This is a genomic window from Draconibacterium halophilum, from assembly GCF_010448835.1.
GTDB classification, from domain to species: Bacteria; Bacteroidota; Bacteroidia; order Bacteroidales; family Prolixibacteraceae; genus Draconibacterium; species Draconibacterium halophilum.
The window spans coordinates 3614020-3635000 of the sequence record NZ_CP048409.1 but is presented as its reverse complement, the minus strand read 5'-3'; the positions used below and the strand labels follow the sequence as shown (position 1 = coordinate 3635000).

General features: G+C 39.3%; 16 protein-coding genes (1 of these 16 running past the window's edge). 12 read left to right on the top strand and 4 right to left on the bottom strand.

What is annotated here, in order from left to right:
• From G0Q07_RS14730 to miaB, 7 genes are all read left to right on the top strand, one after another.
• Positions 1-1565, top strand: the 3' portion of a protein-coding gene (locus G0Q07_RS14730) for an O-antigen ligase family protein (RefSeq protein ID WP_163347496.1). Its footprint begins 43 nt before the window's first position; 1565 of the gene's 1608 nt are visible here — the last part of the coding sequence; its start codon lies off the left edge, out of view; it ends in the stop codon at positions 1563-1565.
• A complete protein-coding gene (locus tag G0Q07_RS14725) occupies positions 1562-2344 on the top strand; it encodes a Rossmann-like and DUF2520 domain-containing protein (protein WP_163347494.1) in 783 nt (260 codons plus the stop codon). The genes G0Q07_RS14730 and G0Q07_RS14725 overlap by 4 nt, the downstream gene beginning before the upstream one ends.
• A 2-nt stretch (positions 2345-2346) precedes the next feature.
• Complete coding sequence (locus tag G0Q07_RS14720; protein ID WP_163347492.1) at positions 2347-2877, top strand: KdsC family phosphatase; 531 nt, start codon at positions 2347-2349, stop codon at positions 2875-2877.
• Between the two features lies 1 nt (position 2878).
• Positions 2879-3454, top strand: coding sequence for a Maf-like protein (locus G0Q07_RS14715; RefSeq protein WP_163347489.1), 576 nt, complete (start codon positions 2879-2881; stop codon positions 3452-3454).
• A gap of 124 nt (positions 3455-3578) precedes the next feature.
• Entirely contained in the window at positions 3579-4583 is a 1005-nt protein-coding gene (locus G0Q07_RS14710; RefSeq protein WP_163347487.1) for a sugar ABC transporter substrate-binding protein, read from the top strand.
• Between the two features lie 154 nt (positions 4584-4737).
• Positions 4738-5382 carry a ferredoxin--NADP reductase gene (locus tag G0Q07_RS14705; RefSeq protein WP_163347484.1) on the top strand — a complete coding sequence of 215 codons (645 nt, stop codon included), beginning with the start codon at positions 4738-4740 and terminating at the stop codon, positions 5380-5382.
• A 126-nt stretch (positions 5383-5508) separates the two neighbouring features.
• Positions 5509-6849, top strand: coding sequence for a tRNA (N6-isopentenyl adenosine(37)-C2)-methylthiotransferase MiaB (miaB, locus tag G0Q07_RS14700; RefSeq protein WP_163347482.1), 1341 nt, complete (start codon positions 5509-5511; stop codon positions 6847-6849).
• A 1004-nt stretch (positions 6850-7853) separates the two neighbouring features.
• Here the strand turns inward: miaB and G0Q07_RS14695 are convergent.
• The gene (locus tag G0Q07_RS14695) at positions 7854-9092 is read right to left on the bottom strand and encodes an alpha/beta hydrolase family protein (protein WP_163347472.1); all 1239 of its coding nucleotides are present in this window, start codon (positions 9090-9092) and stop codon (positions 7854-7856) included.
• Positions 9093-9280: 188 nt separating this feature from the next.
• Between G0Q07_RS14695 and G0Q07_RS14690 the strand changes: the two genes are divergently transcribed.
• The 5 genes from G0Q07_RS14690 to G0Q07_RS14670 all read left to right on the top strand — a co-directional run bounded on the left by G0Q07_RS14690 (position 9281) and on the right by G0Q07_RS14670 (position 16957).
• A complete protein-coding gene (locus G0Q07_RS14690) occupies positions 9281-10003 on the top strand; it encodes a ThuA domain-containing protein (protein ID WP_163347470.1) in 723 nt (240 codons plus the stop codon).
• A 59-nt stretch (positions 10004-10062) separates the two neighbouring features.
• The gene (locus tag G0Q07_RS14685) at positions 10063-11385 is read left to right on the top strand and encodes an MFS transporter (protein WP_163347468.1); all 1323 of its coding nucleotides are present in this window, start codon (positions 10063-10065) and stop codon (positions 11383-11385) included.
• 97 nt (positions 11386-11482) lie between these two features.
• Positions 11483-13768: a beta-glucosidase BglX gene (gene bglX, locus G0Q07_RS14680; RefSeq protein WP_163347465.1), complete on the top strand. Its 2286-nt coding sequence runs from the start codon at positions 11483-11485 to the stop codon at positions 13766-13768.
• 205 nt (positions 13769-13973) lie between these two features.
• The gene (locus G0Q07_RS14675; protein ID WP_163347463.1) at positions 13974-14366 is read left to right on the top strand and encodes a hypothetical protein; all 393 of its coding nucleotides are present in this window, start codon (positions 13974-13976) and stop codon (positions 14364-14366) included.
• Between the two features lie 1793 nt (positions 14367-16159).
• The gene (locus tag G0Q07_RS14670) at positions 16160-16957 is read left to right on the top strand and encodes an IS982 family transposase (RefSeq protein ID WP_163344491.1); all 798 of its coding nucleotides are present in this window, start codon (positions 16160-16162) and stop codon (positions 16955-16957) included.
• A gap of 136 nt (positions 16958-17093) precedes the next feature.
• Here the strand turns inward: G0Q07_RS14670 and G0Q07_RS14665 are convergent, their stop codons facing one another.
• The 3 genes from G0Q07_RS14665 to G0Q07_RS14655 all read right to left on the bottom strand — a co-directional run bounded on the left by G0Q07_RS14665 (position 17094) and on the right by G0Q07_RS14655 (position 20944).
• A complete protein-coding gene (locus G0Q07_RS14665; RefSeq protein WP_163347461.1) occupies positions 17094-18962 on the bottom strand; it encodes a right-handed parallel beta-helix repeat-containing protein in 1869 nt (622 codons plus the stop codon).
• Positions 18963-18986: 24 nt separating this feature from the next.
• Positions 18987-19187, bottom strand: coding sequence for a VOC family protein (locus G0Q07_RS14660; protein ID WP_203532563.1), 201 nt, complete (start codon positions 19185-19187; stop codon positions 18987-18989).
• 134 nt (positions 19188-19321) lie between these two features.
• A complete protein-coding gene (locus G0Q07_RS14655) occupies positions 19322-20944 on the bottom strand; it encodes an arylsulfatase (RefSeq protein WP_203532562.1) in 1623 nt (540 codons plus the stop codon).
• Between the last annotated feature and the right edge of the window lie 37 nt (positions 20945-20981).

The window sequence follows — 20981 nt, the reverse complement described above, 5'->3', positions numbered from 1 at the left end:
TTTACTATAGCTTGCTGCTATTTGTACTTGTATTGCCATTTTCCGAGGCGCTTACCAGCATTGCAACTGCAATTCTGTTATTACAAGCAATCATATTTCATCCTCCAACGGAGTTCAATAGATCGTTTAAAAAGAATAAGTCAGTATTCTTTTTACTGGCAATATTTGGTGTTTATCTTTTGGGGATAGTTCATACAAAGGATCTTTCTTTAGCCTTATACGAACTAAAAAAGGTTGCCTTCTGGCTTGTAGTTCCTCTCGCTCTTGTATTATCACCACAGTTATCTGAAAAACGATTTTATAGAGTAATCGAGGTATTTTGTTTAGCTGTTACAATCGTATCATTTATCGCGGCTGTACGCTTCGTATTTAAATCTGCATTTAATATCACTGACTTTAGAGAGATATCCCTCATATCGCACATCAGGTATTCATTTCAGGTAGTTTTGGCAATATTTTGTTGTATTTTCCTAATTATTCGGGCAGTAAATAATAAGTATCGATTTGGATTTAGAGTTGCTATTATTACAGCAACAGTTTGGTTGGTAGTTGTTCTTTTTATGCTCAAATCAATAACCGGAATTTTAGCTTTTCTTGGCACACTAGTTTTTTTGATGCTTTATTATCTTTTTTCAGTAAAACGAAAAATGAACTATTTCTTAATCGTCTTATTGGCAATCATGGTGGCTTCTCCAATACTTTATACAAAATCAATTTGGGATAATTTTTATAACATAGAGAAATTAAATCCGGAGAAAGTCGACAAGCTTACTGCTTCAGAAAATCCTTACACATTCAATTTTAGTTCGCAGGAAAAAGAAAATGGTAATTGGGTGCAAAGCTACATTTGTATAAAAGAATTGCATGAACAGTGGAATAAAAGGAGCGAGCATGATTTAGATGAGCGAGATGATAATGGTTTTTCGTATCGATCAACTTTAATTCGATATCTTACAAGTAAAGGATTGAGGAAAGACAGTGTAGGAGTGAGCCAACTTAGCGATGACGACATAAAAAATATTGAACAGGGAATTGCCAATTATATTTATGCCGAAAAACGTTTCTCGCTATATCCGCGTATTTACGAGACTATTTGGGAATATGATCGTTACAAAGAAACGGGAAATCCTAATGGTCAGTCGTTATCTCAGCGAATAGAGTTTGTAAAAGCTTCCGTGGAAATCATTAAAACAAACTTCTGGTTTGGAATTGGAACCGGAAACTGGAAGAACGAATATGCAGAAGCATACGAAACACTGGGTTCAAAACTAAAAAAAGAAAATCAACGATCATCACATAATCAGTACTTAAATTATATGGTGAAATTTGGAATGGTAGGATTTTTGGTGATAATGTCTATGCTTTTAATTCCGGTATTTAAAGAAGGCCACGGAAAAAATTTGCTATTCTGGTTATTATTGGTTTTTATTGGAATAGCCAATTTAGGTGATGCCAACCTGGAAACACACATGGGGCTTTCATTTTTTACTTTCTTTTATAGCCTGTTTTTGTGGCATTCGCCCAATAGAATTAAAAACTTTACCTTTCAAGAAAAGCAACAATGAGAAAATATAAATTTTGTTTTATTGGTGCCGGAAATGTGGCCACTCATTTTTCATCAGAATTAAAAAAGTGCGGCCACGAAATTGTGCAAGTGTACAGCAGGACGAAGGAAGCGGCAAAACAGTTAGCAGATAATTTACAAACCAGCTTTACCACTTCTCCGGAATCAATTACTAAAAACGCCGATATCTATATTGCAGCGTTAAAAGATTCAGCGGTTGATCAGGTATTAACTCAGGTTGAATTTGGCGATAAGTTGCTTGTGCATTGCTCGGGTAGTCTGCCCATGAAGATTCTGAGTAATAACACTAAAAACTACGGAGTTTTCTATCCATTGCAAACATTTTCAAAAAACAGAAAAATTGACTTTAAGTCTATTCCTATTTTTGTTGAAGCAAGTTCTACAGATAATTTGCAGGTTTTAGAGGAATTGGCTCATCATGTTTCGAAATCGGTAACAGTTCTGGATTCAGAAAAAAGAAAGAGCTTACACATTGCCGCCGTGTTTGCATGTAATTTTGCCAATCATTGTTATGCAATGGCTGCCAAATATTTGGAAAGTAAAGAACTGCCATTTGAAATTTTACGGCCGTTAATTCAGGAAACAGCCAGTAAAGTTCAGGAAATGCATCCGAAAGAGGCGCAAACCGGACCGGCTATACGTTTCGATGAAAATATTATTAATACTCACATAAACGAATTAAAAGAAATGCCCGACCTGCAGGAATTGTACAATTCAATTTCAAAGCGTATTTTTGAGCATCACCAGGAAAAACAATAAGTATGTCGTTTTTTAAAGAAGAACTTGCCCGCGTAAAGGCTTTTGTATTTGATGTTGACGGAGTATTGTCTAAAGACGTTTCACCGCTTAATGAAGATGGTGATCCGATACGAACTGCTAACGTTAAAGATGGTTTTGCCATAAGAAGTGCTATTAAGGCGGGTTATCCGATTGCCATTATCACCGGAGGCTATATTGAACGCGTTCGACTACGCTATGAAAAACTGGGTGTGGAACATTATTACGACAAAGCCAGGGATAAAGTAGCCTGTTTAAATGATTTCCTGGAAAAAGTAAATGTGGCGCCCGAAGATGTGCTATTTATGGGTGATGATCTTGTTGATTTCCGTGTTATGCACGCCGTGGGATTACCAACCTGCCCTAAAGATGCCGTAACCGATATTAAAGATATCTCGAAATACATTTCAGATAAAAATGGGGGCGAAGGTTGCGTGCGCGATGTAATTGAACAAGTATTAAAAGCACAACACAAATGGTTTACTCCCGAAATGCTAAATTCAAGAGCATTTTGAAATGAACTGGATACCCAAATATAAGTTTATTCTTGCCTCAAAATCTCCGCGTCGGCAAGAGCTGTTAAAATCATTGGGAATTGATTTTGAGGTTCAAACAAAAGATGTTGATGAATCGTATCCGAACCATCTGCCACCAGACAAGATTCCAGTGTATTTGGCTGAAAAAAAAGCTAAAGCTTTTACCAACGGACTAAACAATAACGACTTGTTAATAACAGCCGATACCATCGTTGTTTTAAACGATCACGTGTTGGAAAAACCTGTTGATTATGATCATGCTTTCCAGATGTTGAGTGCGTTGAGTGGGAGAATACATGAGGTAATAACAGGGGTATGTCTCAGTTCCACAAAAAAGTCGGTTGTATTCTCATCATTAACCAACGTTCAGTTTAAGAAGCTAACCAATGCAGAGATAGACTATTATATAAATACTTTTAAACCTTATGATAAGGCAGGTGCGTATGGCATTCAGGAATGGATTGGATCGATAGGTATTTCACATATCGAAGGTTCGTTTTATAATGTGATGGGACTACCGCTTCAAAAATTATATGAGGAATTTCAAAAATTTTAAATCTGCCCTTGAAAAGGTTTCATAATATCAGATGTTTTAAAACAACCGATTAAAACAATTTTTTGGGTTAACCTATCAACTGATAATTCGTAAATTGAATAGAAACATAATTAAATTCAATATTATGAATTACAAGATAACATTGCTAATCTTAGTTTTTCTTTCCGGGCTTTGTTTTACTGGTTGCGAAACCAAAGAAGAACCAGTGGAAGTTGGATTTTTAATCCATGCTTTTGATAAAGAGCGTTGGGAAAACGACCGGGACTATTTAGTAGAGAATGTCCAGGAACTTGGAGGAACCGTAAAAGTTATGAATGCCGAAAATGATGCCGATAAACAATTGGCTCAGGCAAAAGAACTGCTCGCCAACGATGTTGACGTGTTAGTGGTTGTACCTGTTGATCAGTTTGCAGCTGGTGCTATTGTTGACGCTGCACATGCGCAGGGAGTAAAAGTAATTTCGTACGACCGCTTGATTAAGAATTGTAAACTGGATTTTTACGTGTCGACAGATAATGTGGAGATAGGGACACTACAGGCTAGTTATTTAACCACCATAAAACCTACTGGTAAGTATGCATTAATAGGAGGAGCCCTGAGCGACAACAATAGCCAGTTGCTCTATCTCGGCCAGCGAAACGTGCTGCAACCTTTGGTGGAAAGAGGTGACATTGAAATTGTCTACAATGAATTCACCGAAGCCTGGGAAGAAAAAGAAGGCTACGAACATGCTAAAAAGTTATTAAAAGATCATCCTGATGTTGATGCGATTCTTGCCGGAAACGATGAGCTGGCAATGGGTGTTATAAGGGCCATTGATGAAATAGAACTTGATCATGATATTTTGGTAGCCGGAATGGATGCCGATTTACGAAATTTACGCGAGATTGTTGCAGGGCATCAAACCTGTACCATTTATAAGCCATACGAAAAGCTGGCCGCAACTACCGCCGACCTCGCAATGAAACTGGCACGAGGTGAAAATGGAGAAAGAACATATCAGACAGTGAGTAATGGGGAACTTTTGGTACCTACGGTTTTCCATACCGGAATGATCGTTAATAAAGAAAACCTTCAGTTAACAGTTATCTCAGAAGGTTACCAACAAGAGGAAGAGGTATACAATTAGTGTAAATCGAGGATTATTATGTAAGGGATTCTTGTTCAAGAATCCCTTTTTTAGTGTACTTCTTTACGAATGAATAATGTAAAACGCTAAAACCTTGAAGATTTGCCAATTATTTATACTTTTGCATCGATTTATTTAGAACAGATCTTAATAATTGAAGAGGCATAAAGTAACACAAGTCAGGCATTTAACCGATTCAACATTTGTGATTCGGTTTGAGCGAAATGGAATGGAGTTCCAAACCGGGCAGTTTGTCTTGCTCGGTACTAAAGGAGCGGTTGATCGTCGAGAATATTCCATTTACAGCGGAGAGAACGACGATTATCTGGAAGTATTGGTACGCGAAGTAGATGGCGGGAAAGTATCGTCGAAAATAAAGAAACTGAAAGCCGGCAACCATGTTGATGTAGACGGTCCTTTTGGATTTTTTAAATTCGATCCGAAAAGTTTTGAGGAGCAGCAATTTTTATTTGTAGCCACCGGAACTGGAATCAGCCCGTTTCATGGTTTTGTAAAAACACATCCGCAGCTGAATTATAAAATGGTGCACGGTGTGCGAAAAACAGAAGAGGCATACGATCATACCGATTTTGCTGAAGAAAAACTTACTTTGTGTGTTTCGGGCGAAAAGGGTGGCGATTTCCACGGCCGGGTAACCGAATTGTTAAAGACAGAGACAATAGATGAGTTAACAAACTGTTTTCTTTGTGGAAACAGCGAAATGATTTACGAGGTGTTTGATATTCTTTCGGAAAAAGGAGTTCCGGTATCGAACATTTACACGGAAGTATACTTTTAATAAATATAGGGACCCTGAATTAAGGGTTCCTAAAATCACCCCTCTTTTAATTTTTCCGTCAGCTGACGGAGAGATGGCTGAGGAACGAGGCCAGAAGGGTGAAATAGTAGCAAATAGATATATAGAATGAAATATCACGTAGTAACCTTAGGGTGTCAGATGAATATGTCGGATAGCGAGCGGGTGATCTCGGTACTTGAAGAAGCCGGATACCAGTGGACCGACAACGAGGAGGAGGCAGGAGTGATTGGTATTTTGGCGTGCTCGGTACGTCAAAAGGCCATCGATAAAGTGTATTCACGCATTCACAAATGGAATAAGTGGAAGAACAACAAAAACCTGGTTACTTTTATTTCGGGCTGTATTTTGCCCGACGATCATGAAAAGTTCCTGAAACTTTTCGATATTACTTTCCAGATGAAAGATTTGCCCGAACTGCCAAAAATGATCAGCAGTTACGGCATTACCACACCAACGCATTTAAATGTGGGTATCGATCCGCATAACGAGAATATCGAAGACTTTTGGAATGTACAACCACATTACCAGTCGAAATTCGAGGCATTTATTCCGATACAAAACGGATGCGATAAATTCTGTACCTACTGTGCTGTGCCTTATACACGAGGACGTGAGGTGTCGCGCCCATCAAAAGATATTATTGCCGAAGTGGCATTGCTCGTAGCGCAAGGCTACAAATCAATTACCCTTTTGGGGCAGAATGTAAATTCATACGGACTTGATAAAAAAGGAGAAGAGCTGACATTTCCGCAATTGTTACGCGAGATTGGGGAATTGGGAAAACGGATGAATAAAGAATTCTGGCTGTATTTTACTTCACCACATCCGCGCGATATGACGGACGAAGTAATTGAAGTGATTGCGGTATATCCCGTTTTGGGAAAACAGATTCATCTGCCCATGCAAAGTGGCGACGATAAGGTGTTGATGCGTATGAACCGCAAACACAACATGGAAAAATACCGCCATATTGTGGAAACCATCCGACGTATTCTACCGCAGGCAACTTTGTTTACCGATGTGATTGTTGGTTTTACAGGCGAAACCGAAGAGCAGTTTGAAAATACGCGCAAAGCTTTCCACGAGTTTAAATTTAACATGTCGTACACAGCTATTTATTCGTCACGGCCGGGAGCTACCAGTCACCGCTGGGTAGATGATGTTCCGTTGGAAGAGAAAAAACGTCGTTTGCATCAGCTAACCGAAGATCTGCGCAAGCATAACCTGCCCTACAACCAAAGCCTTATTGGGCAAGCTGTACGTGTATTGGTGCGTGGCGAAGACCGCAAAGAAGGTTTCCTGACATCGTATACAGAAGGGAAACTAACCATCCGTTTTGCCTGCACCGATAAATCGATGATCGGACAATTTGCCGATATTAAAATTACTTCGGCATCTGATTTTTCGCTGGAAGGAGAATTGGTGGAAGTTGCTGCGAGTTGCTAAAAAAAGACAACACATTATAAGTTAAAAGATTCCATCTTATCGTAAGGTGGAATTTTTTTTATGAATATCCCTTAGATGTCATAATTGCTATTTAGCACGTCATGATGAACTTTCTGCCTACCGGCGGCTTTCATCTTTGCCCCCGACGAAATGTCGGGATTTCTGCTTTGCTCCAACTTGAAGGAAAGACGAAACACGAGGAAGGCATTTCCGAGCCAAGGCTGCTTCTGCTCCTTCCCCTACGTTTTCATAAAACCTAAGTTCAGACGGGTGATCTCCTCGCCCACCCGGAGCTTCCCGTTCTCACTAAGGTTTCATTTCAACTCTGAGTGAAGCGGGCGCAGCCTTGAGTTTTGTGCTTACTATTTGGATCAAGCCAAATAGTAAAATTCGTCCGACAAAAGCATGTTTCTTATGGTTGGTGCTTATTTGAATTGATTCGGAAATTTTCCTCCACCAGAAATTTCAGGTGATCCCATTGTAGATCGGGAAGCAACGACAGTGAGAGTGGCGATTAATCTTTAGTATTTGTGAGTTTTACCGGGGTTGTAAGGAGACTGCCTCGTTTTTTTTGCAAGAAAATAGGGTCGCATATAACAAAATGACAGATAAACGACTGTTTTTATCGATCCTACAGTACAAAATGCTCGTCCTACGCATGTAGGACGAGACAAATGTAATGTAGGAGATAGTACTATCGGTGTAGAATGCCTGCTTTTCGATGTAGGACGACCAATTATTGGTGTAGGAGCGGTAATTTTCGATGCAGGAGCACATTTTTTCGATGTAGGACGGCTAAAAAGCATCTGCGGACGTACTTTTTTGAGCTGCGGAAGGCTCAACTCCAACAGGAACCGCTCGATGCACCGAATATTCGCTAATTGTATGGTATTAAAAAAGACCTCATGCAAAAGCAAAAGGTCTTCTTTTAATATCATTTTGTTGTAGGTCCGAACCGCAGTCCGCTACTTCAAACTTCGGTCTTCAGCCTCCAGACTTCTTTCCTACATTGCTCCATTTTCCATTTCTAAAAACCAAACGATTGACGCCACTCCGGCAGGTAAAATTCCTCCAGTATGGTCTAGCCCTTCAAGCGGAACATAAATAACCTGGTTAGGAGATGCTCCTCCGGCAATAAATTCAGCATATTTTTCTTCGGCAACAATTGGCGGCACATAAGTATCTGCGGTGCCATGCATTAGCATTGTTGGTACAGTTGGTACAAAAAGGGGCACACTGTTTTCTTCAAGCATAGAGAGCACCTCGGCATAATTTACTTCCGTATTCCATCCGGCAAGATATTCGGGTGTAAATAAGTCGGCGATGGTTGTTGTCAGTTCCGCATTCAAATCTGCTCCGGAAGTATTTCCGTTAAACATGGTGGTAATTCTATCGGCATAAGGCTCTTGAAAAACCGTGTTGATTGGTGTTGTAAGATTTAATTGCAGATAGCTGTTAAAGATATAGGCCAGGAAATAAGGCTGCGGATATTCTTCCAGTCCCACAACATATTCGTTAAGTGTGGTAAGGTTGTATGGCCCGGCACTACAGGCACTTGCCTTTAAATTATAGGGAAACGCAGCATTGGCTTCAATGGCTTGCTGCACTTGCATTGTAGACCAACCACCTTGCGAATAGCCTGTCAGGTAAAGGTCGTTGCTTAATGAAATGTCATCTTCATCGTCGATAAATTCGCGAACCGCTTCCAACATATCGGTAACGGTTTGTACAGTCGACTCGCGGTGCAGGTAAGGGTGAAACATATCGTCAGATTCACCAAAACCGAGGTAATCGGGCAACGAAATAATAAATCCGGTAGATCCCATCATTTCCAGAATCTGAAAAAGCTGGTTGTCCGAATCAACACTTGGAGCCTTACTGTGTTCCGTGTTGGTACCGTTCTGATAGCTTAAAACCGGGTAAACGCCGTCCACATCGGGGATGGCCACCACTCCTGAAGCATTTACAGTTTCGCCATCGAAGGTGGTTTGATAAGTTATTTTATACACTTCAACTCCTGATTGAATGAGGTCGCCAATTTCTGACAATTGAGGATATTCCAAACTGCCCGCAGCAATGGTAAAATCAATTACTGTTTTCGGAATTGCAAACTGAAACTCTGCTTCAACCAGGTATTCGTTCCCGTTTACCGGTGTTTCAACATCGTCCATTTTGTCGCACGACACAAAAATAAAGGCGACAAGTGAGAAATAAAATAGAAATTGAAATAATTTTTTATTCATGGCTATGTGTTTTCTGAATTGATTAAATCAAAAATAGGGTATTTTTTATACCTGTAAAACTTTAATTTAGCTATTTGTAAATTTAGTTGGTTTGTTTCATTACATTTTAGAAGTAGAATTTTACGAATGATTTTCTTATTTTCGGAAACTGAAACATTCATTTTAGTTTCAACCATAAAAACGTAAAGATGAAGAAACCTTTACTTCTCGTTGTTTTCAGCCTTCTTGCATATGTTGTTTTGGCTCAACCAACAAAAGTAATGTTGGTTACCGGCGGGCATAGTTTTGATTCCCTCCAGTTCTTTCAACTATTCGACCGGATGACGGAATTAGAGTATGAACACTTTGCGCAACCCGAGGCGAACAATAAAATTGCAAATGGCATAGCCGACGATTTTGATGTGCTCGTTTTTTACGATATGTGGAACAACATTTCTGCTGAACAGAAAGCTGCATACATCCGCCTGACTAAACAAGGCAAACCATTTCTGTTTTTGCATCATTCCTTAGTTTCTTATCAAAACTGGCCGGCTTTTGAGGAAATTATTGGCGGCCGCTATATTGAGCAAAATAAAAATATCCCGGATGATGAATGGTCGGAATACGAACACGATGTTTGGGTGTATTGTACAGTTGAAAATTACACGCCTGTAACTGCCGGATTTCGTGAACTGCGTTTTTTCGACGAGGTTTACGATAATATCCGAATCTCCGATAATGTGAAACCTTTGCTGCGAACCCGGCATCCTAAAAGTGCAGATTTCGTGGCATGGGAGAACCGTTTTAATGCCTCAACTATAATATATATTCAGGCCGGCCACGATAAACGTACCTACGAAACTGAAGAGTACCAACGACTTTTATTACAAGCTATTCAATACCTAAAAAACTCAGATAAATCAAAATTATGAACTTTGAGATTCCGGAATAACTTTGATCTTGATCCGTATCTCTACTAAACCAATTTACTATGAAAGATGTAAATCAGAAGCGGCTTTTTGTCGCTGCATGTCTTGCTTTGCTTGTTACGGCTATAACTTTTGCCATCCGGGCAAAAATTGAGGGCGTATTTACGGATGATTACGGATTGTCGAAAGAAGATGTTGGTCGTGCATTTGGACCGGCATTCTGGGGATTTGCCGTAGCCATGTTTGCCGGTGGGTATTTTATCGACCTGGTTAAAACAAAAACCATTATATGGTTGGCTTTTGGACTTCATCTGGTAGGTATTGTTCTCTTGCTTATGGCAAAAGATTTTACCTCGTTATTTATTGCAAATGTCTTTATCGGCCTTGGAAACGGAAGTGTTGAGGCTGCCTGTAATCCCCTTGTGGCAACACTGTTTCCGGATAAAAAGACTAAAATGCTTAACAGGTTCCATGTTTGGTTCCCCGGAGGAATTGTAATCGGTAGCTTGCTGGCAGCGGTAGTTATGGATTCACTTAATCTGCCCTGGCAGGTATTGGTAGGCTTGCTGTTTATTCCTCTTGTTATCTACGGCGTATTATTTTTCGGACAAAAAATACCCGAAACTGAACGCGTGACAACAGGAGTTTCCTATAAAGAAATGATGCGCAATATTGGTGCGCCATATACCATAACACTGGCAGTTGTATTTATGATTTTGGTTGCAACAACGCCTTCAATTGCCTCCCTTGTTACCGCCAATTATGCCACTCCTTTAATTATTGTTGGTCTTATAACGGCATTAATTATTATTGAAGGGCGCCTGGTGAATAAAATCACTTTATTGTTTCCGTTTATTTTTGGCTGTATGCTGCTTACTGCTTCAACAGAACTGGGCACCACACAATGGATAAATGCACTGTTGGCTGATAACGGTATTCACCCAATGATTGTACTGGCTGTTGTTACCGGATTAATGGCGGTTGGTCGTTATTTTGCAGGCGGCTTAATTCACCGGTTGAACCCCCCTGGCGTATTGCTTGGTTCTGCCGTTTTTTCGGTTATAGGACTATTATTACTTAGTGTCTCAAGTGGTGCCGTTATGACTGTTTTATCAGCAGCTGTATTCGCCGTTGGAGTATGTTATTTCTGGCCAACAATGATTGGAGTTGCATCAGAATATATACCAAAAAGCGGCGCCCTGGGAATGTCGATACTTGGCGGGGCAGGATTTGTTGCCACATCAATGGTTTTGCCTATTATGGGAAAATCAATTGAAACAGCCGGAGCTCAGATAACATTGCGCAACATGGCAGTGTTACCACTAATTCTGGTTGTCGCATTTATTATCCTGAATATAATTGTCCGAAAGTCACATTCGAAATAAAAGAGATAAAAGATGATAAAAAGGTGGATTTTGTTCCACCTTTTTTTATGCTATATTTGTGTCTAATTGTATTATCAACAATAAGAATCTAAAATCAATGCAAAAGCTAATTATTTCATTACTTCTAATGAGTTTTATCACAGTGGCTTGCCAAAAGGGCGACCACAGCAAAACTTCAAAAAATGATTCTGCCGTCGACACCAAAGTTGAGGCTTTAATCTCAAAAATGACTTTGATCGAAAAGATCGGTCAGCTAAACCAATATTCTTCGCGTTGGGAAATGACCGGGCCAGCTCCTGAGAGTGTTGATTCCATGTCGCTTTACAACATGATAAGAGAGGGCAAAGTAGGCTCTATGCTTAATGTAACCGGGGCAAATGCTACCCGAAAAATTCAAGCCTGGGCAGTTGATAGCAGTCGATTGGGAATTCCACTTATTCTTGCCTACGACGTAATTCATGGTTACGAAACCATGTTTCCAATTCCGTTAGGAGAAGCTGCGAGTTGGGAACCGGAACTGGCCAAAAAGTCTTCGCGTATTGCAGCTGTTGAAGCTTCGGCAGTTGGTTTACACTGGACATTTGCTCCGATGGTTGATATTGCCCGCGATGCCCGCTGGGGACGGTTTATGGAGGGTGCAGGCGAAGATCCTTATCTGGGAGCTAAAATGGCTTATGCCCGTGTAAAAGGTTTTCAGGGAGACGATCTTTCAGATGAAACAACAATTGCAGCCTGTGCCAAACACTTTGCCGCTTATGGTTTTATCGAATCGGGCCGCGATTATAATACCGTACAAATTGGCGATCCAACATTGCACAATATTGTTTTTCCTCCGTTTAAAGCTTGTGTTGATGCAGGCGTGGCAACATTTATGAATGCGTTTAACACGATTAACGAAACACCGGCAACAGCCAGTTCATACTTGCAACGCGATATTCTTAAAGGCGAGTGGGGATTCGATGGTTTTGTGGTTTCTGACTGGAACTCGATTGGAGAGCTTTTACCGCACGGAGTAGCAGCCGACAAAAAGGAAGCAGCCTATAAAGCTATTACTGCCGGTTCGGATATGGATATGGAAGGTAACGCTTATATTAATAATTTGGAAGCGTTGGTTAACGAAGGCAAAGTTGATGAAGCTTTGATTGATGATGCAGTACGCCGTATTTTAAAAATTAAATTCAAACTGGGATTATTTGACGATCCTTTTAAATACTGTAATCCTGAGCGAGAAAAGAACGTATTACGTTGCGACGAGCACCTTTCAGCAGCCAAAGAAGCAGCCAAAAAAAGTATTGTTTTGTTGAAGAATGAGAACGATCTTCTTCCGCTAAAGAAGGATGGATTAAAAATTGCTGTTATTGGCGAATTAGCTGAAAGTAAAGACGTACCACTTGGAAGCTGGAGAGCAAAGGCGATTACAAATTCTGCAGTGTCGTTGCTGGAAGGAATAAAAAATGTTACCGGAAGTTCAAACATTAGCTTTGCCAAAGGACCAGCGTATACCAAAGGTTTGCGCTCGTTTACAACCGAATTAAATATTAATACAACAGATAAAAGCGGAATGTCGGAAGCCAGATCGTTGGCAGCTAGCTCTGATGTAGTGGTTATTGCATTAGGCGAAGACTGCTGGCAATCAGGCGAAGGTCGCAGTCAAACCGATATTTCGATGAAAGGATTTCAGCAGGAATTGTTGGAAGAGGTATATAAAGTAAATAAAAACGTTGTAGTTGTATTGATGAACGGACGTCCGATAGAAATTAACTGGATGGCAGAGAATGTTCCCGCAATTGTGGAATGCTGGCACCTAGGATCGGAAGCCGGAAACGGCATTGCCGAAGTGTTGTTTGGCGATTACAATCCTGCCGGAAAATTACCGGTGTCGTTTCCAAGAGCAGTGGGGCAGCAACCATTGTACTACAATCATTTTAACACCGGTCGTCCTACAAATGGCGAAGGAAATGTATTCTGGTCGCACTACACCGACGAAAGTAAAGAACCTCTTTTCCCATTTGGTTATGGTTTAAGTTATACAACTTACACTTATTCGGGACTTAAACTATCTTCAAATGAATTAACTGAAGGCGGAAAGATTCAAGTAAAAGCGACCGTTACAAATACCGGTGACGTGGCAGGCGAAGAAATCGTTCAGCTATATATACGTGACCTTGTAGGAAGTATTTCGCGCCCGGTAAAAGAACTAAAAGGTTTTGAGAAAATAAGCCTGGAGCCAAAAGAATCGAAAGTTGTTTCTTTTGAGATTGCAACAAAAGATCTTGAATATTATGTGGCTTCCGGAGAATGGAAAGCCGAATCCGGTGACTTCAATCTTTGGGTTGGTCCAAACTCAGCAGAAGGCCTGGAAGCTTCTTTCGTTTTGAAATAAGAAGATTCAGTATTATTTTCATTTCGATAACGTAAAGGCGACTTCAGATTAATATGAAGTCGCCTTTTTGCTTACAACATTTACGAGGAGTGCTGATTTTACATTGCTAATAACATCTTTTAACATTTTGACAAAAGAGGGAGTATGCAAAAGGTAAATTTTTTATTATATTAGCGTGTGATAAAATCATTATAACTCGCACATTATGAAATCATTGAGCAAGTTAATCCACGAATCCAGCATGACATTTCTACCAACCCACTATCCGGTGCATTTTTACGGATTACCAGATGGCAAAGTATATCTGTGCTTTGCCCGGTTTTATGAAGCAGGTTTTAACAATACCGACCTGGAATTTGTTTTTGCACGCCATAATGATTTTCGATACAACCACAAAGAAGAGGTCATAATTCCCAAGGCAGAATTCAGGGCACCTGTATATAACGAGATGGTCGATAATCCCGATCCTGACATTACCGTTTTAGAAGTACGACGCGATATTCAATCGTACACCGAGGCAGTAAATTACATCGATAGTCTTAACCTGACCAATTCAATTTTAAACTCCGGAATTGAAAATACTGAGCAAGTGGCATAGGAAATACAACTTGGTGCATTGATCCAGAATTTTTGGTCGCTAATGGCATAAAATCATACCGCTTTCTTTTTTATTTACCCCGTCAGTCAAATGCTTTTCTTAAGAATAATTAAGAACCTAGTTCATCTCTTTTTAGCCAAATTTTGTAGGCTTTAAATGTTTATCGCTCATAGGCACGAAATGCCAGGAAAATGCTTGCGATAATCAAAAACTATTAGCACATGAGAATTAAAGTCAGGGGATTTGTTCGGGGCTTTTTATATCACTTAATGTAAATAATAAGAGGTACTACTTGGGGGTTAAAATTACTGAGTAGTTTATCAGTTATTTGCCGAAAATGGGCAGAAATAGTCACATATGCTTGTGTAAATAAAAAAGAATTCTTTTCTTTGCTAGTGATAGGTCGTTCAGACCTATTGTGTGTTTGGGGTTAACATTAATAAGGGCAGTTGTTGAACTGCCCTTTCTTTTTGCTCCAATCAAAAACACATTCTTCGCACATTCTTTTTCCAAAAATGAGATGATAAAACTCGATCAAGTTGGCTTGTGGGAGATGTTCAAAATGCTGAGTAGTTCTTAGGCAGTTTGCTGAAATAGGCTGAAATAGCGAGGAATACCGAGGTTTTTTATTTTTGAATTCGTAACTTTAAAATGTGATGGATCAATCAGATTTGTTGCATGTTTGGGAAGACAAAATAGTGAGTGGCTTTTTTAAATTGCTCTTTTTTTTTTTAAATCTCAAACAATCTAAATAAGGCACAATTCTTTACTTCTTACAAGGACGTAAGAAAATATATAAAGGCAACTGTTGAGTTGCCTTTTGTTATTATATCCAAAAGAGATTTCCTGCTGGTTGAGGAGAGCGCATGATGTTGCAAAAGCTTGTTTCTTGTGTATTGTTGCTTTATTCAATTTGGAAACTTTTGAAATTATAGTTTTTTTGTCTCTCCAGCGGAATTTTCAATAAATGTGATTCGGAAATAGCCGGGGTAAAGGTTTTGTGGTCTTATTAATTTACTTCATTAGTGTTGTCCTCTTTATTTTATTAAATATATTAGCTCATCTGATTAAGGTAAGAGGATTTACCATCGTCTACAGTAAAGTGGGTACCACTTCCTTTCTATTTTGAGAAAAATGTCCCAATTTGATACTCTGTACAAAAAGTTTGGCACGGCTAAGTGTCACAAAATGAGTGATTAAGTGTTTTTGGCTTGCAGATTGTTAAACCTTGTACAAATTAGGAAAATAAAAATAGGGTTTGTATAACAGGGTAGAACGACTTCTAATTTGATTGGTTCTGTATAAAGGGGTTTGTAAATTATCAATCATCACTAAAAAGCGTCCTTAAGTTCTACCCTTTCTTTTTCATTTCACCTCAAGATTATGTTAAGTATGATTTTCCAGGTTAGTTCAATTTACTTGAAGTTAATGGGAGATAGGTAAGAATAAAAAAAACCGTTCATCAACATGAACGGTTTTGTGTTTACAAACCACTTCAAAAAGTGTACTGAAAAAGTAGAACCATGTGAAAATGGATCACCAAACAGTATTTTAAATATTTTAACCCGTTGTGCGGTTTAATTTGTTAATAACCTTATTAATATCTATAACTAAAAAAAGTTATGCATAATCATGATATTCAATATCTTAGAAGTATAAAACACCACATTTTTACTTCTGTTATGCATAACTTGAAATCAAATTACGACAGATTCTTTCTCATTACCAAATCTGTATTTAAAAATCGCATCAACTCTTTCGATAATTTCTATTCGTATAGAAACCGCCCAAAGATGTCTGATTGTCAAATTATTGCGTTCTCTATTACTGGCGAGTCACTCGGAATCGACAGCGAAGCTTTTTTGTGGGCTAAAATCAAAAGCGAACATGCTGATGATTTTCCCAACCTAATCGACCGAAGCAACTTTAACCGCAGAAGAAAACGCCTTTATCCTTTTATCGAAGAATTGAACAAGACTGTAGCCGGCTTTCTCAATGCAGGAGAAGACTGTTTCCTGGTTGATTCGATTCCCATCCCTGTTTGCAAGAACGCCCGTGAACAACGCAGCAGGATTTGCAAAGAAAACTTTGAGACAGCACCAAACAAAGGCTATTCTGCTGTTAATAAAACCTGGTATTACGGCTACAAGCTTCATTTGCTTACCTCTGCAAACGGGGTTTTTCATAGTATGGACTTAAGCAAGGCTAGTGTCCATGATGTTCATTACCTGTCGCAGGTAAAGCATTCTGGGCTAAACAATTGTATCCTGCTGGGAGATAAAGGATATTTATCCAGTTCTCAGCAAATTGACCTGTTTTCTTCCTGCAACGTTAAACTGGAAACCCCCATGCGGGCTAATCAAAAAGCTTACACTTTGTACCCACCTGTTTTTAAAAAGTTTAGAAAAAGGATCGAAACATTGTTTTCTCAACTTTGCGACCAGTTCATGCTTAAACGTAATTACGCCAAAACACTTATTGGATTGTCAGTCAGAATACTCACAAAAGTTACTTCGGTGACTTTACTGCAATACATTAATTTAAAGAACGGTAAACCAATTAATAATTTAAAATATGCCCTGGCAGTTTAAACCGCACAACGGGTATATTTTAGGTTTTGTGTCCGGTTGTAAAAGTAAAACAATATAACAGATAGTAACGCTGTCCTGACTCGATTCCGTTTATTTTTCGGTGTTAATCAGCATTTCTGAAGGGGTAACTAAGCAATCAAAACTTTTCTATTGTAAAGATGGATTCCATATCTGTTTTTAGTTGGTCATTAGTTGTCTTTTTCAAATAGATATTTTTCCCAAGTACGTCTTCCGAGATATTATTATTCATAATATTCAGCCTCTTACAATATTCAAAACTGAAGGTATAAAGTCTATCATGAAGCGGAGTAAAATCGTAACTTCTCGTAACCGTGTTATCATTAAACGACAAACCATCAACGGATAGTGCATAAACTAAGGGATAATCGAAGGGATAAAACTGGTTTTGCTCAATTCTGATATTACGATGATAGGCTGGCATATCTTCGGTTATCGCCCGAATAACGGGGAAGATGGATATAATTGCTTCATTATACTGGTAAGAACTTGTAATGCACTTCGATGTAAATATATTTTCAGTGATTATTACATCAGTTGCGGCGCCCGATTTGTACAGGTTATCTGTATTGCCGGTTATAAGTATACCACTCCCGCTTGATTCAAAAGTGTTGTTTTCAATTACTACCTTCCCTGATGTTGCGATAAGAAGTCCACTTGCCCGACTACTTTTGAAATGACTGTTTTTAACAGTCAGGTTTGGTGTCCAACTCAAGTTTTCAATAACATCTCCGACACTAATGGCATTGGAAACCGATTTCTCAAAAAGAAGTATAAAATGCTCCTCACCAGCAGGAGTAACGGTTTTAATCGTGTTCTGTTCATTTGGCGAATCTTGCTCACCATTTATAAAACTCAACTGGTCTCCCGGATGTCCCCAGTTTTGGACTTTACTCGTATTATTCAAAAAACTACATTCTAACTGGTTATCAGAAATCACCTCTTTTACTTGTATGCTGATACCATGAACATTGACAGGTTCATTTACCAAACCGTGAAATGTAGAATTGTTAACAAGAATGTTCCCCTGGCAATTAACAATTTGCAAACCGTCATTCCCTCCACCAAAGTACCGGTTTTTAGCGCGGTTAGGAATGGCTTGGTATCGATCAAATGTGAGGTCTTTGCTGTACTGTGCTAAAATGCCCGATCCGGCAGCATGGAACAACCTGGTATTTTGGACAGTAACGTTTTCCGATTCCAAAATAAATACACCTGCATGTGTTGGTTCGGCGTGTTGCATAACGAGGTAATTCCCAATTTGGGGCTTTCGTTTAAAGCTAAAATGCAGACGCACAATTCCGGGCATAGTAGGTTCTCCGTGGTAGGCATTCCAATTTTCTCCCAAACAAGGGGAGTCTCCTGTTTGAGTAACTATATACCTGCCTTTTCGGTCGAATTCCAATGTTTTGGTCCATTCATTTGATTGACTATTACCTACATCAAAAAATATTTTGCCTTCAATTAAACGATATGGTGTTTCTTTCGGGTCGAGTCCAATATCCATGTAATGATCGGTTACTCGCAGGACTTCGGCCTGGGCAATAAAAGGTTGTTCCCAGTCAATCGTAACGTTTTTGAGGGTAATGTTTTGACAATTGTCGAAAGTAAAGGGCTGCATTTCCTGATGAAAAATGAGGTGACTGCCTCGCCCGTCGATCACAAGATTTTTTATATTTTCAAAATGAAAGGCACAAGTTTTAGGATTTTCATTTGCGGTGTTGGCTTCGTAATACACCTTAGTTTTGCAGCCATCAGGATAAAAATGGTAGGTGCCGGTTGAAAAAACAAGCACTTTTGGCTGATCTGTTTTTAAATCGTCAAGAGCCTTGTAGAAGTGTTTTATGGCATTCTTTTTCCTGGTTTTGTTTAAGCCATAATCTTTCAGAAAAATATAAGTGGTGTCGCTTGGCGTTGAAGAGCCGGAGACCTGCAAGGCGAAGGTAAGTAGCGACGAAACGAGTAGTAAGAATAGTCCTGTCTTCATGCTTTTACTATTTTCTGCAAGATACTATTTTGTGGTTTTTCCTTCATACATCGAATGGAAAACCTCATCCACGGGTTCCCAAAGTTCTATTTTGTTCTTTTCAGGATCGAGAATATGGACAAACTTGCCGTATTCGAATGATTCTATTTGGTCGCAAATTGTTACATCAGCTTCTTTTAGTTCGGCCACGAATTTTTCAATATTCTCCACCCTGTAGTTAATCATAAATTAAATTTTCCGAAGAAGAAGCAACCTAAAATCCATTACATGATTGCCGGGAATGAGGGTGGCTTGTAAGGTCAATAATCCTTTTCCTTTTTCTAAGTATATGGTGCCAACTTTTTTTCGGTGAAATTCTTTTACATACCCTTCCATTCGGGGTAAACATCCCTGTTATCCAATAATGGGGAGTTATAGGCTTCGTTTATTTTGAATTCGACACTTGACTCGTTAAAGCTGAGTTTTACGTTTGAACCGATCTCTTCTTCAGGGCAGGTATAAAATAACTCAATCTCATAATTGCCACTGGTGAGCACTTCCGCATCGAAGGTTATTTTATCGGTAGTAGCCATCCAGTTCGTTAAATAAGTGCTGTTGGGATATTTGTTTGATCGTTTTATATTTCCATGGCCAATTGCATCGCGAGCAGGGAGTTGAGTTTGAAAGACACTTGGATGACCAATTGTAAAAGGCCGTTTGGCATCTCTGTCCAATTCGCTTGTTACTTCTTTTTGCCAATTTGTTTTTGCCGAAAGCAGTTGTTGGTATTCACTTGGATACTTTTCCGAAACGTCGATATACTGTCCCGGATCATTTTCCATATCAAAAAGTTTATTTTCATGATCGAGCCTGAATTTCTGATTTCTTAAACTTAATTTGCCTCCCCAATAATTGTAAATTATACGATCCTGCCATTCCGGGGCATCATTCATTAGTAAAGGTTTTATACTTACGCCATCAAATGGATATTTTGTGTTTACGTCAATCCCCGCCAATTCGGACAGAGTAGGGAGTAAATCTATTCCGCTGGTAATTTCGCCGATTTCTTTACCGGCACTCAATTTTCCTTTCCAGTTCATAATAAGTGGAGAACGAACGCCACCTTCATCGGTTGAGCCTTTTTTCCCTTTCATGTTATCATTCCAACGAAATCCGTTTGGGCCGTTATCCGAAAGATAAAGTATGATGGTATTCTCTGTCAATCCCAATTCTTCAACTTTTTGAGAAATACGACCTACATTCCAATCGATGTTCTCGCACATGGCCAAAGCTGCCTTGGTAAACAGCGTGTCTTCCTTTTCCTTGTCCCGATGAAACATTTCAAGATTTTTGTTTTTATATTTTTCCCAGAATTGATCGGGAACCTGCATTGGCGAATGAGGTGTGTTAAATGGCAAATACAAAAGAAATGGTTTGTCTTTGTTTCCTTCAATAAATTTCAGCCCTTTTTGCGTTAGGTTGTCTATGATAAAGCCATCGCCTTTTACAATCTCACCATTATGCTCTAACATTGGGCTGTAATAGTTTCCCCAATGACCAGAGCAAAAGCCATAAAAATCATCAAAGCCTCTTGAGTTTGGATGGTAGGGAGCCTGCATGCCGTTGTGCCATTTTCCATAAGCAGCGGTAGCATATCCGGCATTTTTAAATACTTCGGCGATGGTAGTCTCATCAAGATCCATTCTTTCTCCGCCTGCTCCTGTCGACCAAACACCACTGCGCACATGATAGCGCCCTGTTAACAATTCGGCCCGGGTAGGGGAGCAAACGGCACAAACAAAAAACCGGTCGAAAGTAACGCCGGTTTCAGCCAGCTTATCGATGTTTGGTGTTTCAATGTTTGTATTTCCCTTACAACTTAAATCACCCCAACCTTGATCGTCGGCCAAAATAATAATGATATTGGGTTTTGTTTTGTTTTGTTTGTGGGAACAGGATGAAAATAAAACGATAAGAACTAGAAATACTAAAAGGTGTCTCATAGTTGCTGGTTTAGTTGAATCCTAAAAATAATTAAAC

Excerpts from the sequence above, each read along its gene's own strand:
- G0Q07_RS14725 (WP_163347494.1), top strand. The coding sequence starts at position 1,562 with ATGAGAAAATATAAATTTTGTTTTATTGGTGCCGGAAATGTGGCCACT.
- G0Q07_RS14720 (WP_163347492.1), top strand. The coding sequence starts at position 2,347 with ATGTCGTTTTTTAAAGAAGAACTTGCCCGCGTAAAGGCTTTTGTATTT.
- G0Q07_RS14715 (WP_163347489.1), top strand. The coding sequence starts at position 2,879 with ATGAACTGGATACCCAAATATAAGTTTATTCTTGCCTCAAAATCTCCG.
- G0Q07_RS14710 (WP_163347487.1), top strand. The coding sequence starts at position 3,579 with ATGAATTACAAGATAACATTGCTAATCTTAGTTTTTCTTTCCGGGCTT.
- miaB (WP_163347482.1), top strand. The coding sequence starts at position 5,509 with ATGAAATATCACGTAGTAACCTTAGGGTGTCAGATGAATATGTCGGAT.
- G0Q07_RS14695 (WP_163347472.1), bottom strand. The coding sequence starts at position 9,092 with ATGAATAAAAAATTATTTCAATTTCTATTTTATTTCTCACTTGTCGCC.
- G0Q07_RS14690 (WP_163347470.1), top strand. The coding sequence starts at position 9,281 with ATGAAGAAACCTTTACTTCTCGTTGTTTTCAGCCTTCTTGCATATGTT.
- G0Q07_RS14685 (WP_163347468.1), top strand. The coding sequence starts at position 10,063 with ATGAAAGATGTAAATCAGAAGCGGCTTTTTGTCGCTGCATGTCTTGCT.
- bglX (WP_163347465.1), top strand. The coding sequence starts at position 11,483 with ATGCAAAAGCTAATTATTTCATTACTTCTAATGAGTTTTATCACAGTG.
- G0Q07_RS14675 (WP_163347463.1), top strand. The coding sequence starts at position 13,974 with ATGAAATCATTGAGCAAGTTAATCCACGAATCCAGCATGACATTTCTA.
- G0Q07_RS14670 (WP_163344491.1), top strand. The coding sequence starts at position 16,160 with ATGTCTGATTGTCAAATTATTGCGTTCTCTATTACTGGCGAGTCACTC.
- G0Q07_RS14665 (WP_163347461.1), bottom strand. The coding sequence starts at position 18,962 with ATGAAGACAGGACTATTCTTACTACTCGTTTCGTCGCTACTTACCTTC.
- G0Q07_RS14660 (WP_203532563.1), bottom strand. The coding sequence starts at position 19,187 with ATGATTAACTACAGGGTGGAGAATATTGAAAAATTCGTGGCCGAACTA.
- G0Q07_RS14655 (WP_203532562.1), bottom strand. The coding sequence starts at position 20,944 with ATGAGACACCTTTTAGTATTTCTAGTTCTTATCGTTTTATTTTCATCC.